16 protein-coding genes and 1 pseudogene are annotated in these 15,864 nt (G+C 72.9%); 7 read left to right on the top strand and 10 right to left on the bottom strand.

Annotated elements, in window-relative coordinates; genetic code table 11:
* From VNM44_RS12600 to ung, 3 genes are all read left to right on the top strand, one after another.
* On the top strand, window positions 1-684 hold a 684-nt coding region (locus tag VNM44_RS12600; protein WP_325626233.1), incomplete at its 5' end, for a GntR family transcriptional regulator.
* Window positions 681-1,613, top strand: a complete 933-nt coding sequence (locus VNM44_RS12595) for a TIGR03619 family F420-dependent LLM class oxidoreductase (RefSeq protein WP_325626232.1) — start codon at window positions 681-683, stop codon at window positions 1,611-1,613. The genes VNM44_RS12600 and VNM44_RS12595, both read left to right, overlap by 4 nt.
* 21 nt (window positions 1,614-1,634) lie before the next feature.
* The gene (gene ung / locus VNM44_RS12590) at window positions 1,635-2,297 is read left to right on the top strand and encodes a uracil-DNA glycosylase (protein WP_349258039.1); all 663 of its coding nucleotides are present in this window, start codon (window positions 1,635-1,637) and stop codon (window positions 2,295-2,297) included.
* Here ung and VNM44_RS12585 read toward each other — a convergent pair.
* Window positions 2,294-3,205 (bottom strand): hypothetical protein, encoded by a 912-nt coding sequence (locus tag VNM44_RS12585; protein ID WP_325626230.1) that lies wholly within the window; start codon window positions 3,203-3,205, stop codon window positions 2,294-2,296. The two genes, ung and VNM44_RS12585, sit on opposite strands and share 4 nt — an antisense overlap.
* A gap of 77 nt (window positions 3,206-3,282) precedes the next feature.
* On the opposite strand from VNM44_RS12585, the gene VNM44_RS12580 reads away from it, so the two are divergent.
* Window positions 3,283-3,516 (top strand): twin-arginine translocase TatA/TatE family subunit, encoded by a 234-nt coding sequence (locus VNM44_RS12580; protein ID WP_325626229.1) that lies wholly within the window; start codon window positions 3,283-3,285, stop codon window positions 3,514-3,516.
* Here the strand turns inward: VNM44_RS12580 and VNM44_RS12575 are convergent, their stop codons facing one another.
* Window positions 3,517-4,272, bottom strand: a complete 756-nt coding sequence (locus tag VNM44_RS12575; RefSeq protein ID WP_325626228.1) for a CpsB/CapC family capsule biosynthesis tyrosine phosphatase — start codon at window positions 4,270-4,272, stop codon at window positions 3,517-3,519. It abuts the gene before it with no gap.
* Window positions 4,273-4,319: 47 nt separating this feature from the next.
* Between VNM44_RS12575 and VNM44_RS12570 the strand changes: the two genes are divergently transcribed.
* The 3 genes from VNM44_RS12570 to VNM44_RS12560 all read left to right on the top strand — a co-directional run bounded on the left by VNM44_RS12570 (window position 4,320) and on the right by VNM44_RS12560 (window position 8,345).
* Window positions 4,320-5,939, top strand: coding sequence for an acetyl/propionyl/methylcrotonyl-CoA carboxylase subunit alpha (locus VNM44_RS12570; protein WP_325626227.1), 1,620 nt, complete (start codon window positions 4,320-4,322; stop codon window positions 5,937-5,939).
* Window positions 5,936-7,492, top strand: a complete 1,557-nt coding sequence (locus tag VNM44_RS12565; protein ID WP_325626226.1) for a carboxyl transferase domain-containing protein — start codon at window positions 5,936-5,938, stop codon at window positions 7,490-7,492. Before VNM44_RS12570 ends, VNM44_RS12565 begins: the two co-directional genes overlap by 4 nt.
* A gap of 73 nt (window positions 7,493-7,565) precedes the next feature.
* Complete coding sequence (locus tag VNM44_RS12560) at window positions 7,566-8,345, top strand: SDR family oxidoreductase (protein WP_325626225.1); 780 nt, start codon at window positions 7,566-7,568, stop codon at window positions 8,343-8,345.
* Between the two features lie 21 nt (window positions 8,346-8,366).
* On the opposite strand, the gene VNM44_RS12555 is transcribed toward VNM44_RS12560, so the two are convergent.
* The 8 genes and pseudogenes from VNM44_RS12555 to VNM44_RS12520 all read right to left on the bottom strand — a co-directional run.
* Window positions 8,367-9,524 (bottom strand): hypothetical protein, encoded by a 1,158-nt coding sequence (locus VNM44_RS12555; protein WP_325626224.1) that lies wholly within the window; start codon window positions 9,522-9,524, stop codon window positions 8,367-8,369.
* Window positions 9,521-10,291, bottom strand: coding sequence for an enoyl-CoA hydratase/isomerase family protein (locus VNM44_RS12550; RefSeq protein ID WP_325626223.1), 771 nt, complete (start codon window positions 10,289-10,291; stop codon window positions 9,521-9,523). Before VNM44_RS12550 ends, VNM44_RS12555 begins: the two co-directional genes overlap by 4 nt.
* On the bottom strand, window positions 10,288-11,646 hold the full coding sequence (locus VNM44_RS12545) for a class I adenylate-forming enzyme family protein (RefSeq protein ID WP_325626222.1): 1,359 nt from the start codon (window positions 11,644-11,646) through the stop codon (window positions 10,288-10,290). Before VNM44_RS12545 ends, VNM44_RS12550 begins: the two co-directional genes overlap by 4 nt.
* The gene (locus VNM44_RS12540; protein ID WP_325626221.1) at window positions 11,643-12,098 is read right to left on the bottom strand and encodes a (2Fe-2S)-binding protein; all 456 of its coding nucleotides are present in this window, start codon (window positions 12,096-12,098) and stop codon (window positions 11,643-11,645) included. Before VNM44_RS12540 ends, VNM44_RS12545 begins: the two co-directional genes overlap by 4 nt.
* Window positions 12,095-12,934, bottom strand: a complete 840-nt coding sequence (locus tag VNM44_RS12535) for an FAD binding domain-containing protein (protein WP_325626220.1) — start codon at window positions 12,932-12,934, stop codon at window positions 12,095-12,097. Before VNM44_RS12535 ends, VNM44_RS12540 begins: the two co-directional genes overlap by 4 nt.
* A complete protein-coding gene (locus VNM44_RS12530; RefSeq protein ID WP_325626219.1) occupies window positions 12,931-15,237 on the bottom strand; it encodes a xanthine dehydrogenase family protein molybdopterin-binding subunit in 2,307 nt (768 codons plus the stop codon). The genes VNM44_RS12535 and VNM44_RS12530 overlap by 4 nt, the downstream gene beginning before the upstream one ends.
* A gap of 4 nt (window positions 15,238-15,241) precedes the next feature.
* Complete coding sequence (locus VNM44_RS12525) at window positions 15,242-15,565, bottom strand: hypothetical protein (protein ID WP_325624286.1); 324 nt, start codon at window positions 15,563-15,565, stop codon at window positions 15,242-15,244.
* A 3-nt stretch (window positions 15,566-15,568) separates the two neighbouring features.
* Window positions 15,569-15,864 (bottom strand): annotated as a pseudogene (locus VNM44_RS12520) (hypothetical protein); the annotation flags it as partial.

The raw sequence follows: 15,864 nt of genomic DNA, 5'->3' as shown, positions 1-15,864 counted from the left end.
GATTCAGTGATGGCGACTCCCGCCGGCCCACTTCGCGTTCGCTCCGTCGTCGAGCTGGCCTACGACGAGCTCCGCGCACGGATCGTGGACGGGCGCCTCCGGCCCGGCGCGCGCGTCGGCCAGGCGGAGCTCGCGGATGCGCTCGGTATCTCGCGCGGCTCGGTGCGGGAGGCGCTGCGCCGCCTCGCGGGCGACGGGCTCGTCGACTTCGAGGTCAATCGCGGCTTCTTCGTCGCGGACGTCGGGCTCGAGCGCGTGCTCGAGCGTCTCGAGGCGCGGCTCCTGCTCGAGCCCGGTATTGCGCGGCTTGCCGCCGAGCGGCGGGACGACGCCGACCTGCACGAGCTACGGCGCTGGGTGGTCGCCGAGCGCGCGGCCCGCACGGCGGCAGCTGCCCACGATGCGAGCCGCGGTTTCCACGCCGCGCTCGCCGCCGCCACACAGAACGACGCCCTGGGGCGCATCTTCGACTCGCTCTGGATCGCAGACGTCGGACGCCGGCTCCTCGCGAGCCGACGCGCCCAGCCGACCTGGCAGGACGCCGACGTCGCCGAGCACGAGGAGCTTTGCGAGGCGATCGAGGCCGGTCACGGCGACCGGGCGGAGGCGCTCATGCGCGCCCATGTCGAGAGCGCGTGGCGCCACTGGTCGCGCCGCCCCGCCGGCGAGACCGACTCCGGATGAGCGTCCGGCTCGTCCACGTGCTTTCCGAGAACTGGACGCTGACGCAGCCGCGCGACCTGCGGGCACTCGTCGGGATGGCGCAGGAGGCGGAGGACGCAGGCTTCGACGCGGTCATGGTCAGCGAGCACGTCGTCCTCGGCCCGGGCGCCGATGCGGACGGCCTGATGCCGAACCCGCGCGACTACGCGCTCCCCGGCAACCAGGACCCTGCGACGCCCTGGCCGAGCTCGATCGTCCTTCTCTCGGCGATCGCCGCCGCGACCACGACGCTCCGTCTCGCCGCGTCGGCGATCATCGCGCCGCTACGGCATCCGCTCCTGCTCGCGAAGGACCTTGCGACCCTCGACCTGCTCTCCGAAGGACGCCTCGTCGTCCAGCCCACGGTGGGCTGGCACGAGCCGGAGCACGCGGCGCTCGGCGTGCCGTTCGCCGACCGCGGCGCGCTGCTCGACGAGCACCTCGCCGCCTGGCGGGCGGCGTGGGGGCCGTCGCCCGCATCGTTCGCCGGCGAGCACTACCGCTTCGAGGACGTCTGGCTGGAGCCGAAGCCGTTCCGCGAGGACGGCGTGCGCCTCTGGCTCGGGTCGAGCACGCTGCACGACCGCCTCCTGCGCCGGCTCGTCGAGTACGGGCACGGCTGGAATCCCCTCGGCCGCCCCACGGACGAAGACGTCGCGCGGCTCCGCACCGCGCTCGCGGAGGCCGGCCGCGACCCCGCCGACATCGAGCTCGTCGGCGGGACACGCGGCCGCTTTCCCGACGCCGACTCCGTCGCCGACCTCGACGAAGCGCTCGCCACGATCCCGTCCCAGATCGACCGTGGCTTCACCTCGATCTGCATCAAGCCGTCCCAGTTCCTCGACGACCCCTCGCGCCACGCCGAGTGGTGTCGCGAGGTCGTCGCGAAGGTGACCGCGCTGACCGCGTAGGCTCGCGGCGTGCAGCCGCGGATGCACGAGAGCTGGCTCGCCGTGCTCGGCGACGAGCTCGAGCAGCCGTACATGCAGGAGCTGCGCGAGTTCCTCGTCGCTGAGGTCGCGGCCGGGCGCCGCTTCTACCCCCCAGCCGACCGTGTCTTCAACGCGCTCGCGCTCACACCGTTCGACGCCGTGCGCGTCGTGATCCTCGGCCAGGACCCGTACCACGGCCCCGGGCAGGCGATGGGACTCTGCTTCTCGGTTCCGGCGGGCGTCCCGCCGCCTCCGTCGCTCCAGAACATCCACACGGAGCTCGAGCGCGACCTCGGGCTCGAGCGACCGTCGTCGGGCGACCTGACGCCGTGGGCCGAGCGAGGCGTCCTGCTCCTCAATGCGGTGCTGACGGTCTCGCCCCGAAGCGCTGCCTCACATGCGGGCAAGGGCTGGGAGCGGTTCACCGACCGCGCGATCCGCGAGCTCTCCGAGCGGCGCGACGGACTGGTCTTCCTGCTCTGGGGCCGCTACGCGCAGCAGAAGGGGCGCATCGTCGACACCACGCGGCACCACGTTCTCACGACGGCGCACCCCTCTCCGCTCAGCGCGTCGAACGGCTTCTTCGGCTGCCGCCACTTCTCCCAGGCGAACGCGCTGCTCGAGGCGGCCGGGCGCGAGCCCGTCGACTGGGCCCTTCCCTAGAAGCTCTTCAGCGCGTCGCGCAGCTCGCCCGGCACGAGCCGCGGCTTGCCCCGCTCGACGGAGGTGACGGGCACCCAACGGTTGTTCCGCACCCAGAAGACGTTCGGGCTCAAGGCGCCGGGGGCGTCGCGGAAGTCGAGCCGGGCGACCTCGAACATCCGCCGCAGAGCCTCACCCGCGTCCGGCGCGTCGACCGGGCGGTACAGCAGCCGGTGCCGACCGGGAACCGCGACGAGCGTCCCGCGCCCTCCGTGCTCCTCGGCGGAGAAGCGTCGCACGGCCTCCGGCAGGACCAGCGCAAGGCTGGCCGTGAAGAAGGAGGGATCCGTGACCGACGTGAAACGCCCCTTCGCGCCCTCACCGACGACGGAGCCGCGTGGCTCGTCGGCGGCGAGCAGCGACAGCAGGTTGGCCCGCCCGCGGCCGAGCTGGTCGCCGAGGATGCCTCGCGCCGCAAGCTCGTCCTTCGAGGGCGTCACCACCGAGTCGCCGAGGTCGACCGACAACACCTCGAGCAGTCCTGGCACGACGACACGCGCATGCCCGAGCCCGTCGGGGTCGGGCAAGGAGGCCGCGTCGGCGAGGCGCAGGTGCAGCGCCGCCTCGAAGTCCTCGCTCGTCAGGTCTCCGAGGTCACGCGGAGGCGCCGTGACGAGGGCGACGTGCTCGGCGATCAGGTCCGGCCACTCGTCGCGCTCCGCGCCCGCGCACAGGTGCCCGATGTTCCAGAGCCCGAGCGTGGTGCCGTCGCGGTCCTCGATGCGGTCGCCGTACACCGAGACGTCGTGGCCGGACGCGCCGAAGGAGCGTTCCACGAGCCTGCGGAACTCGTTCGCCTCCACCAGGGTGAAGTACGTGAGGTGGTCGTCGAACGACCGTGACGGCTGGCGGCGGTTGAGGAGCTTCATGCGTCCGCTCACAATGGTCGCGCGCCCCGCCCGCAGCGCATGCCCCATCCGGGTGAAGCGACGCGTACGATTGGCCCATGCCGTTCGGGCTCGGCATCTGGGAAATCGTCATCCTCCTCGGCGTGCTCGCGCTGCTCTTCGGCGCGAAAGGTGTGCCGGATGTCGCCCGACGACTCGGCACGGGCGTCCGCGAGGTGAAGGACGCGGTCGGCGAGGTCGACCCGCGACGGATGCTCGAGTCGGGCGACGCGAAGAAGGATCCGCCGCGGACGGCAGCGCCCAAGCCTCCGGCCCGCGAGCCGGACGCCTGATCAGGCGAGCCAGGGGACCGCGCTGCCGTCGAAGAGCGGCGTGGCGGCCTCCCGCCCGACGGCAGCCTCGACCGTCGCGTACGCCGTGTCGACCCGCGGCGGCCGCCCGAAGCCGTGCGCGTCCGACGCGACGAGGGAGACGACTCCGTCGTCGAGCAGCCGCCAGGCGATCCGCTCGGCCGTCGTGCCGTGGTCACCCGTGAGCGAGGGGCCGTTCAGGCAGAGCGGCCACCCGGCCTCGGCGAGCGGCCGCACGGAGGTCGGGTCGTCGGCCACGGCACGGCAGCGCTCGGGATGGGCGAGGAGCGGCACCAGCCCCGCCTCCTCGACGCGCCGGGCGGCGGCGGCGACGAGCTCGACCGCGTCGTCGATCCGGAGCCACCAGCCCGGGAACTCCACGAGCACCGCCCGCGTGCCCTCGAGCCGATACGTGTCCAGGTCGACAGGCCCGTCCGTCAGCAACGAGGGGTACACCTCCCAGCCGCGACGCAGATCGAGGCCCCACTCCGCGACGGCATCGCGGACGCGCGGGAAAGCCCGTTCGAAGATGTCGACCCGGCCGCTCGTGCGGGGAAACGTGTCCCACGCCGCATGGGCGTGCGGCGTCGCGAACAGCACCCGCGTGCCCGCATCGAACGCGATCTGGCAGAGCTCGATTCCCTCCTGGACCGTCGCGGCGCCATCGTCTCCAGACGGGACAACATGGGAGTGGACGTCGACGAAGCCTCGGATGCGTCCACGGTAGCCACACGGCACCGGCCCGGTGCACGCCCTCCGGCCGCATCCACTACTGTCGTCCGGCGATGAGCGAGCGACGCAGGCTGCTGGTTGCCAACCGCGGCGAGATCGCCGTCCGCATCTTCGAGACGGGCCGCCGGCTCGGGCTTCGGACCGTCGCGGTTGCGGGGCCGGGCGACGAGAACGCGCTCCATACGCGCGTTGCGGACGCCGTCGTCCCCGTCGCCTCGTACCTCGACGCCGATGCCCTCGTCACGGCGGCGCACGAAGCGGGCGCGCACCTCGTCCACCCCGGCTACGGCTTCCTCGCCGAGAGCGCCGCGTTCGCCGAGGCGGTGCTCGACGCGGGGCTCACGTGGGTCGGTCCCCAGCCCGACGCGCTGCGGCGCGGTGGCGACAAGCTCGAGGCGAAGCGGATCGCCGCCGCCGCCGGCGTGCCGACGCTCGAGGCCGGGGAGCCGGCCGAGCTCGGCTTCCCGCTGCTCGTCAAGGCCGCGGCGGGAGGCGGCGGCCGCGGGATGCGGGTCGTCGAGCGGCCGGAGGGCCTCGACGAGGCGCTCGACGCGGCATCGCGGGAGGCCGAGGCGGCGTTCGGCGACGGCACCGTCTACTGCGAGCGCTATCTCGCGAGCCCGCGGCACGTCGAGGTGCAGCTCATGGGCGATCGCCATGGCAACGTGCTGGCGCTCGGGTTGCGCGACTGCTCGGTTCAGCGCCGGCACCAGAAGGTCGTCGAGGAGTCCCCTCCGCCCGGCGTCGCGCCCGATGTCCTCGACCGGCTGGCCGCACACGCGGTCGCGTTCGGTAGGGCAATCGGATACGAGAGCGCCGGCACGGCCGAGTTCCTCGTCGACGGCGACGAGGCGTTCTTTCTCGAGCTCAACGGCCGGATCCAGGTCGAGCACCCCGTGACCGAGGCCGTCACCGGCCTCGACCTCGTCGAGCTTCAGCTTCGGGTCGCAGACGGCGAGCCCCTGGCCGGGCTCCGTCCGGTGACGACCGGGCACGCCGTGGAGGCGAGGCTCTACGCGGAGGACCCGCGAACGTTCCTTCCACAGCCGGGAACGGTGCGCTGCCTCGAGCTTCCGGCCCGGATTCGCGTCGACGCAGGCATCGAGACGGGCGACGAGGTCGGCGGCGGCTACGACCCGATGATCGCGAAGCTGATCGCCCACGGGGTCGACCGCGACGACGCGCTCGACCGCCTCGGGGAAGCCCTCGACGAGACGGTCGTCGAAGGCGTGACCACGAATCTGCCGTTCCTCCGCTGGCTGGTCGCGCACCCCGCGTTCCGCGCGGCGGAGGTCTCGACGGGCTTCCTCACGCGGTTCCCGCCGCTCTCGCCGGCGCCTCGCGCAGCACAGCCGGGGCCGTGGACCGGCGGCTTCAGGCTCAACCTGCCCCAGCCACCGACCCTGCCGGCGCTCCAGGTCGAGGAGGCCGCGCACGGCACGGTCGCGGGCGGCGACGGCCGGGTGACCGCCCCGATGCCCGGCAAGGTGATCGAGGTGCGCGTCGAAAGCGGGGAGCGCGTCGAGTCGCGCCAGCCGCTCGTCGTCCTCGAGGCGATGAAGATGGAGCAGGTGGTGACGGCGCCCTACGACGGAGGCATTCGCTCGGTCGACGTCGCCGTCGGCGACCAGGTCGCGACCGGCGCCGTGCTCGTGACCCTGGAGACGGCATGACGGTCCTCGCAAGCCGCATCGCGCGCGACGAGACGTTCGCCCGTCGCGAGGCGCTCATGCGCGAGCTGGTGCAGGAGCTCCGCGACCGGACGGCGCTCGTCGCCGCGGGCGGCGGAGAGAGGTCAGTCGAGCGCCACCGCTCGCGGGGGAAGCTCCCCGCCCGGGAGCGCATCGACCGCCTCGTCGACCCCGGCTCGGCATTCCTCGAGCTGAACGCTCTCGCCGCGTGGGAGGTGTACGAGGGCCAGGCGCCGTCGGCGGGGATCGTCACCGGAATCGGGATCGTCGAGGGCCGAGCGTGCGTGATCGTCGCCAACGACGCGACGGTGAAGGGCGGCACGTACTTTCCGCTCACGGTGAAGAAGCACCTCCGTGCGCAGGAGGTGGCCGAACAGAATCGCCTCCCGTGCCTCTACCTCGTCGACTCGGGCGGCGCCTTCCTCCCGCTGCAGGACGAGGTCTTCCCCGACCGCGAGCATTTCGGCCGGATCTTCTTCAACCAGGCGCGCATGTCCGCGAAGGGGATCCCGCAGATCGCCGTCGTGATGGGCTCGTGCACGGCGGGCGGTGCCTACGTTCCGGCGATGTCGGACGAGACGATCATCGTCCGCGGCACGGGAACGATCTTCATCGGCGGGCCGCCGCTCGTGAAGGCTGCGACCGGCGAGGAGGTGAGCGCCGAGGAGCTCGGCGGCGCCGACGTCCACACGCGACGCTCGGGGGTCGCCGACCACTACGCGACGTCGGACGAGCACGCGCTCGCGCTCGCACGGCAGATCGTGCGAAACCTCGGCGACCCGCCGCCGTGCCCGTGGCAGCTCACACCGGTCGAGCAGCCCGTCGTCGACCCGGCCGACCTCCACGGGCTCGTCCCGGAGGACTTCCGCCACGAGCTCGACCCGCTCGAGGTGATCGCCCGGATCGTCGACGGCAGTCGCTTCCACGAGTTCAAGGCGCTCTACGGTGAGACGCTCGTCTGCGGCTTCGCCCGGATCGAGGGTTTCCCGGTGGGGATCCTCGCGAACCGCGGCGTGCTCTTCGCCGAGTCGTCGCAGAAGGGCGCTCACTTCGTCGAGCTCGCCTGCAAGCGGCGGATCCCGCTCGTCTTCCTCCAGAACATCACGGGATTCATGGTCGGCCGGGAGTACGAGGAGGGTGGGATCGCCCGCGACGGCGCCAAGCTCGTGATGGCGGTCGCGTGCGCCGACGTGCCGAAGTTCACGGTCGTCACCGGCGGCTCGTTCGGCGCGGGCAACTACGCGATGTGCGGCCGCGCGTACGGGCCGCGCCAGCTGTGGATGTGGCCGAACGCGCGCATCAGCGTGATGGGTGGGGACCAGGCCGCGATGGTGCTGTCGATGGTCGGCGACGCGGACCCGGACGAGATTCGCGCGACGTACGAGCACGAGGGCTCGCCCTACTACTCGACGGCACGGCTCTGGGACGACGGGATCATCGACCCGCTCGACACGCGGCGCGTCCTCGCGCTGGGCCTCGCAGCGGCGGCGAACGCACCGGTGCCCGAGACGACGTTCGGCGTCTTCCGCATGTAGGTCGGACGTGGCTTCGGCCGGGTCCGGCCGGGGTGCCGCCTCGCGGAGACGCGCGGCGCGTATCCTCGTCGGCGTGAGCGACAGTCTCTCCGGCGTCGCACTCGTCACCGGCGGCGGTCGCGGAATCGGCGCGTCGATCGCGCGCGAGCTCGCGGACGGCGGCATGCGCGTCGCCGTCACCGGCCGGACGCAGGCTCAGGTCGAGGCCGTTGCCGGCGAGATCGGAGGGCTGGCCCTGGTCGGCGACGTGTCGCGGCGCGACGATGTGGAGGCCTGGGTGCGACGGGTCGAGGAGGAGCTCGGGCCGGTCGACCTGCTCGTCGACAACGCGGGAATCGAGTCGGCCGCCGGGCCGCTCTGGGAACAGGACCCGGATGCGTGGTGGCACGTCTTCGAGGTGAACGTGCTTGGCGCAATGCTCTGCTGCCGCGCCGTCCTGCCCGGGATGGTCGAGCGGCGCTCGGGTCGCATCGTGAACATCGGGAGCGGCGGCTCGTATCTCCCCGTCCAGGCGGGGTCGATCGCGCTGGGCACGGCGTACGGGCCGAGCAAGGCCGCGCTCGGTCGCTTCGGCGAGCTGCTCGCGGCTCAGGTGTGGGACCTCGGGGTGCGCGTGTTCGTCATCAGCCCCGGGCTCGTCCGGACGGCGATGACAGAGGCCGCCTTCGGTAACGACGCTCCCTGGACGCCACCCGAGCTCGCGCCGCGCCTCGTGCGCGTGCTCGCGTCCGGGCGGGCCGATGCCCTGGCCGGGCGATACCTTCACGCCGAGCACGACGACGTCGAGGACCTCATTCGCCGTGCGGACGAGATCGTCGCCGGCGACCTGAACGCGATCAGGCTGCGGCGCTGAGCCGTCTCCGGGCCGGGTCGCTCAGGCGGACGCCGCCGCGAGCAGGTCGCCGACGCGCACCTGCTCGGTCAGGAGCCGGTGGAAGCGCGCCGGGTCGCCCGCGACGTAGGCCTCGCAGAGCTCCTTCCCGGCCGGATAGGTGACGACGTACGTCCGCGACGTCGGCTCGCGCAGGAAGCGGATCGCGTGAGCCGAGAGCTCGGGCGTGAGCAGCTCCCAGCGCTCGAGGTACGCGCGCACGTCGGCCTCGTCCGCCGCCTCCTCGTACAGGAGCAGCGCGGCGTTGACCGCGGCCCACTCGAGCGGCTCGCGGGCGCGTTGCACCGCGAGGACGTCCGCGAGCTCGAGCTCGATGCCCGCGTCGCGCACGATCTGCGCCAGTGCGGCCCCGCCTGCGCCCTCGAGCAGCAGGGACGGCGCGAGCTTCGCGATCCCCTCGGAGACGAGCGACTGCGGTGTCGGCACGAGGACGATGGTCTCCTCGAGCAGCCCCCGGGCTCGTACCAACGAGTGCTCTTTGCTGCAGCGCTCCGCGTGGTGGCCCGGATAGGTCTCGTGCATCGTGGTGACGAGCACCTCGATCGCCGAGAACGGCAGGTCGACGTTGATCGCGATCCGGCTGCGCAGGCCGCCGAGGTACGCGCAGAAGGCGAGCCACGGCTCGTCCCGCACGATGTCGAGCTCGACGTCCTCGCCGTCCGGCAGCCCGAACAGGTCGCGCGTCTGCCTGCGAGCCTCCTCGATGACAGCCGCCGCCATGACCTCGACCTCCTCCGGAGGGACCCGGATCGACGCCTCCCAGCGCTCGAGCCGCCCGGCGAGCGTGCCGTCCCCGGGAAGCAGCTCGTCGAGTCGCTCGTGGGCTTCGGCGAAGACCGCCTCGTCCGTGTGCGTCGGCCGGAACCCGTAACAGGCCTCCACCTCGTCGGCGTAGGCGCGGCGCACGCCGGCGAGCACACCGGCGTACGCATGGAGCCCGAAGACCTGATCCCGCAGCCAGCCGTCTGCGAGCTCGTCGAGAAGGCTCTCCGCCTCGGCGACGAGGACGCTCGGCTCGGCGGGCGGCGCCGCCTCCACCTCCTCCGCGAGCTCGGGCGGGCCGAAGTACGCGTCGACGATCCCTTCGACGTGGCGGTCGACCTGGAGGCCGAGCCGGAGGTAGCGCTCGGCTGCGCTCACTCGCCCTTGAACTCGGGCTTGCGCTTCTCGCCGAACGCCTCGACGCCTTCGCGGAAGTCGTGCGTCTGACGCAAGAGGCCGTAGGCGAGACCCTCCACCTCGAGGCCGAGGTGGAGCGGCCCGTCGTACGCGGTGTTGAGGACGCGCTTCGCCATCGCGAGCGCGAGCGGCGAGTGGCGGGACAGCTCCTCGACGAGGCCCGCGATCGCGGCGTCGAGCCCGTCCCCCGGCATGATCGCCCCGACGAGCCCGAGCTCCAATGCCTCCTGCGCCATCACGCGACGTCCGCGCATCACGATGTCCTTCGCGCGCCCGAGGCCGACCAGCCTGACGAGCCGCTGCGTTCCTCCCGAGCCCGGGATCATCCCGATCGTCACCTCGGGGAGGCCGAGCTGGACGTCGAAGGCGGCAAGCCGAAAGTCGCACGCGAGCGCGAGCTCGAGCCCGACACCGAAGACGTACCCCTCGAGCCGCGCGATCACCGGCTTCGAGCAACGCTCCGGCGCGGCGACGTTCCTCGCAAGCTGCGAGACCTGCCACGGCGAGCGCTCGAGGAATCCCGCGATGTCACCCCCAGCCGTGAACTGGCCGCCAGCACCGGCGAGGACGACGAACCGAATGTCCTCGTCGGCGTCGAGCTCGGCGAAGACAGCCGAGAGCTGGTCGCGCGCCGCCATCGAGACGCGGTTGAGCTTGCCCGGGACGTCGAGCGTGATCCTCGCGACCGCGCCCTCGCGGTCGACCCGGAACCCGTCGTAGCCCGTCACGCGTCGACCGTCGTCTCGTCGCGCAGCATCCTGCGGAGGATCTTCCCCGACGCGCTCTTCGGAAGCGAGTCGACGTGTCGGTACTCCCGCGGCCGCTTGAACCGCGCGAGCGGCGAGGCGAGGCAATGCGCGTCGAGCTCCTCGGCCGTCGCCTCGCCGACGACGATCGCCGTCACGCGTTGCCCGAGCCGCTCGTCCACGACGCCGATCACGGCGACCTCCACGACGCCCGGGTGCCCGGCGAGCACGTCCTCGACCTCGAGCGGATGGACGTTCTCACCACCCGAGATGATCATGTCGTCGACCCGGCCGTCGATCCACAGGTCTCCGTCGGCGTCGACATGCCCCGTGTCGCCGGTCGCGTACCAGCCGTCGCGGATCGCCTTCTCGTCGGCGTCTGGGCGGTTCCAGTAGCCGGCGAACGCCTCGTCCGAGGAGAGGTCGACGCAGACCTCCCCCGTCGCGAGGAGCTCGAGCCGCGTGTTCACCGCCGGCCGACCCGCGCAACCCGGCTTCGCGAGCTGGTCGCGCCCGATCGAGAAGGTGTAGATCTCCGTCGAGCCGTAGTGGTTGACGAAGACCTCGGGCGAGAACGCCTCGGCGCAGCGGCGGACGAGGGTCGACGTCATCGCGGCGCCCGCGTAGCCGAGGGCGCGCACCGAGGAGACGTCGCGCGCCGCGAGCTCCGCGTGGTGGACGAGGTCGTGGAAGAGGGTCGGCGCGAGGTAGAGCGAGCTGATCCGCTCCTCCTCGATCAGGCGCAGCGCCTCGGCCGCGTCCCACCGCGCCTGCGGCACGAAGCAGCCGCCGACGAGGTGCATCGCGAGGAGTGAGTGGATTCCCATCGTGTGGTAGAGGGGCATCACGCCGAGCGTGCGGTCGCGCCACCCGTAACCGTGCTGGAGCGCCTGAGACCAGCCGCCGGCACGGTCGGCCGCGTGCGAGCGGGGCACGCCCTTCGGGCGGCCAGTCGTCCCGGAGGTGTAGAGGATGAGAGAGATCTCGCGCTCGTCGCGGTCGAGCGCGCCAGGATGGTCGAGGCCGTCGGGCAGCGGGTCGCCGTCGCGCAGGACCACGCGGGCGCCGCAGTCGGCGAGGCAGTAGTCGAGCTCCTCCTCGGAGAGGCGCCACGAGAGCGGGACGAACACCGCCCCCGCCCATTGCGCGGCCCAGTAGAGAAGCGCCGTCTCGAGCCGGTTGTCGAGGACGGTCGCCACGCGGTCGCCGGGCTCGACGCCGAGCCCACCGGCGATCCGACGCACCCGCGGCAGGAGCTCGCCGTACGTCAGCCGCGGGAACGCCTCGAGCTCCGGATGCCGCTCGGACGCGGCCAGCAACGACTGCGCGAGGTTCATGCGCGCGCGGCCTCCTCGATCGCGTCGACGATCGGCGCGTAGCCCGTGCAGCGGCAGAGGTGGCCGGAGAGCAGATCGACGATCTCGGCGCGGGTCGGTGTGCCTCGGGAGAGGAGATCGGTCGCCGCGATCAGGATCCCGGGCGTGCAGAAGCCGCACTGGAGGGCGTAGTGGCGGCGGAACGACTCCTGGAGCGCGGTCAGCGGCCCGCTTCCGGCGAGGGATTCCACCGTGTCGACGCGGCTCCCGTCCGCCTGGACGGCGAGGACACAGCAGCCGCGCACGGAGGTGCCGTCGAGCATCACCGTGCAGGCTCCGCAGACGCCGTGCTCGCAGCCGACGTGCGTCCCGGTCAACCCGAGCCGGTGGCGGAGGAAGTCCGTCAAGAGGAGACGCGGCTCGACCGTCTCCCGGACGCGGCGGCCGTTGACCGTGAGCTCGATCTCCGTCACGACGACGCCTCCTCGATCGCCCGCGTCACGAGCGTTCCGGTGAGCGCGCGGAGGTAGCGCGGGCTCGCGTGCACCGAGCCGGGCGGGTCGACGAGCCGCGCGGCGAGTGCTCCCGCCTCGGCGGCAGCCTCGGCGCCCCCGGCGCCGACGAGAAGCTCTTCCACGTCGTGGAGGCGGGTCGGGCGGTCGGTGACCGCACCGACGGCGACGCTCGCGGACACAACGCCGCCGGTGGCGTCCCGGCGCAGGAGGACGGCCGCCATGGCCTGCGCGAAGTCGCCGGCGCGGAGCGCGAGCTCTGCGAACGCAGACCGCTCGCCGGCCGCGGCCCGCGGCCAAACCGTCTCGACGACGAGCTCGCCGGGACGCAGCACCGTCGTGAAGTGCGTGACGAAGAACTCCGCGGCGGGAATCTCGCGCCGTCCGTCCGGGCCGTCGACGACGACCGACCCCCCGAGCGCGACGAGGCAGAGAGGAAGCTCGGCGGCGCCGTCCGCGTGGGCGATCGACCCGCCGACCGTGCCACGGTTGCGCGTCACGAAATGGCCGACGAACGGCAGGGCCTGCCGCACCAGGGGGTGCACATCGCCGTCGCCGGCGAGCGCGGCCTGGCGCGTCGTCGCGCCGACCCGCAGAGCGCCGTTCGCCGTGATCCCGTCGAGCCCGGCGCGGCCGATGTCGACCAGCACGCTCGGCCGCACGAGCCGCATGTTGAGCGCCGGCACGAGGCTCTGCCCGCCGGCGATCGGCTTCGCGTCGTCACCGCCCTCCTCGAGGGCCGCCAGCGCCGCCTCGAGCGACGAGGCGCGCACGTAGGCGAACGGCGCCGGCTTCATCTCGCCTCCTGGAGGAGGTCCCACACGCGAGGCGGGGTCAGGGGCAGCTCGACGTCGTCGCGGCCGAGCGCGTCGGCGACCGCGTTCGCGATTGCGACGGGGACCGACATCGTCGTCCCCTCCCCAAGCCCCTTCGCGCCGAGCGCCGTGAACGGCGACGGCGACTCGAGGTGCTCGACCCTGAGGGCTGCGACGTCGGGTGCGGTCGGGGTCACGTAGTCGACGAGCGAGGCGCTCGTCGGGTTCCCGTCCTCGTCGTAGGCGTGGCGCTCGTAGAGGGCCGAGCCGAGCCCGTGCGCGAAGCCGCCGAGCACCTGCCCTTCGGCGAGCGCCGGATGGAGCAGGGTGCCCGCGTCGTGGACGCTCACGTAGTCCGTCACCGTGACGGCCCCGGTGCGGCGATCGACCTCGACTGCGCAGACGTCGACGATGAGACCGTGCGCGCCCGACGACGCGACGCGGTCCTCCGCATCCGGCGGGTCGAGGTTCGGTGTCGCGTGGAAGGCGATCGCGGAGAGACCCGGCTCCATACCGTCAGGGAGGCTCTCGGGGCTCCAGTGCGCGGTGCCGGCGACCCTGCGAAGCGACGCCTCGGGCATGCCGAGATGCTCGCGGATCGCGTCGGCCTTCTCGCGGACCTTGCGCGCGGCCGCCTGCACGGCCCCGACGCCGACCCCGGAGAAACGAGACGAGTAGTTGCCCGAGGCGACCGTCCACGGCGTCGTCGCGGTGTCGAGCTCGGAGAGGACCGAGACCTCCTCCGGGGTGCAGCCGAGCTCGTCGGCGACGACCTGCGCCGCGACCGTGCGATGCCCCTGGCCCTGCGGGGTCGTCCCCAGCCGCACCGTGATCCCGCCGAGCGGGTCGACCGCGACCGACGCGCCCTCGGCGTTGCCCGACTTCGGCAGCGTCCCCGCGCGCTCGACGGCCGTCTGCGCGAGGGTGATGTAGCCCATGTTGGAGATCGACGGCTCGACGACGCAGGCGAGCCCGACCCCCACGAGCCGGCCGTCCGCCCTCGCCCGCTCGGCGCTCGCGCACAGCTCGTGGTAGCCCGAGGCCTCGAGCGCCCGGTCGAGGCACGCCTCGTAGTCGCCGGAGTCGTAGAGCGCGCCGGACGGCGTCCGGTAGGGCATCTCGTCGGCGCGGACGAGATTCCTCCGGGCGAGCTCGGCCGGGTCGAGCCCCAGTCGCCGCGCGGCGATCGCCATCGTCCGCTCGAGACCGAAGTACAGCTGAGGGCCGCCGAAGCCGCGGTTCAGGCCCGAGGGAAGGGTGTTCGTGAGCACGAGGCGGTTCCGGGCGGCGACGTTCCGCACCCGGTAGGCGCCGCCGAGCGAGCCGTGCATCCGGTAGAGCGTCGCCGGCTCGGGCGCGCGGACGTAGGCGCCGACGTCCTCCAGCGCGTCGTAGCGCAGGGCGAGCAGCTCGCCGTCGGGCGCGAAACCGGCCTCCAGCTCGGTGACGCGCCCGGTCGACGCGGAGCTGCCGACGAGGTGCTCCAGGCGATCCTCCGTCCAGCGCACGGGAACGCCGAGCGCCCGGGAGGCGAGCCCGATCAGGACGACGTAGCCGAGCACGGCGGCCTTGACGCCGAACGACCCGCCCGAGTCGGGCGGCGTGAGCAGGCGCAGGCGGTCGCCGCGCAGGCCGAGCGCCGCGGCCGCGACGCCGTGGAGCGTGAAGGGGCCCTGGAAGTTGGCCCACGCGGTCAGCCGGCCGGAGCCCTCGTCCCAGTTGCAGACGACGCCGTAGCACTCGACCGGAAGGCCCGTCCAGCGTGGCACTCGGAAGGTCGAACGGACGACGAGCGTCGCCCGGGCCATGGCGTCGTCGACGTCGCCGTAGTGGAACCGGCGCTCGTGGATCGGCTCGGCTGCGAGGGGATCGACAACCGGGTCGAGCGGCTCGTACTCGACCGCGACGAGCTCGGCGGCGTCCTCTGCGAGGTACCGGTCCCGCGCGACGACCACCGCGAGCGGCTCGCCGACGTAGCGCGCCGTCCCGACCGCAGCGGCGTAGTGCGGTGCGGGCGAGTCGATCGCCGCCGGAAAGGGCCGCGAGAGGCGCGCGACGTCCTCGCCGGTGACGACGCCTGCGACGCCTTCGAGCTCGCGCGCCGCGGAGGGGTCGACGGCGACGCGCGCGTGCGCGAGCTGCGAGCGGACGATCGCTGCGTGCCAGGCGTGCGACACCGGCTCGAGGTCGTCCATGAAGCGGCCCTCGCCGCGCAAGAGCGCCTCGTCCTCGAAGCGCGGCACGGAGCGCCCGACCCACGTCTCCCGCCCCGATGCGACCGCCAAGGCTCTACGCCGCCTGCCGACGGGCGGCACTCGCGATCTGCTCGGCGGTGGGGCCGCCCGCCTCGAGGGCACGGAACGCCTCGATCACGGCGCGCGGGTCGCGCCGGTGACGCTTGGCGGCGAGCGTCAGCGGCTCGCGCACGGCGCCGCCGCAGTGCGCGCAGGGGAACTGGATGTCGCTCATCAGCTTCGCCGCGCTCCCGTCGGGGAACATCCTCAGGAGCTCGAGGATCGTCGTCGACCCCCGTATCTCCCGGCCGACCTCGTCCGTCGCCGCCACGCCGGACGCCCGGAGGCCCGGGATCGTCCGGCGGGCGGCGTCGGTCATGCCCTAGTCCCGCCCCGCGTACGCGATCACGCTCTCGTCGGCGGGCTCCATCCGCACGGCGTTGCGCGGCAGCTGGTAGCGCGCGTACGGGAGCACGATCACCTTCGCATCGGGCCCATGGCGCTCCATCGCCTCCGCGAACGCCTCGTCGAGCGAGGTGGTCGCGTCGATGCCGATGTCGGCCGCCATCTCCAGGTTTTCCTCGAGCGTGACGAGCTTCAGGTGCTTGCGCGTCATCACCTCGTAGATCGGCACCCAGATGCAGCCGGCCCACATCTGGATCACGCGGCCGTGGATGT

Origin of the sequence: Gaiella sp., from assembly GCF_035558935.1 — a bacterium.
Taxonomy (GTDB): Bacteria; Actinomycetota; Thermoleophilia; order Gaiellales; family Gaiellaceae; genus Gaiella.
The sequence above is the reverse complement of the archived record's forward strand: the minus strand, read 5'-3'. Positions and strand labels throughout refer to the sequence as shown.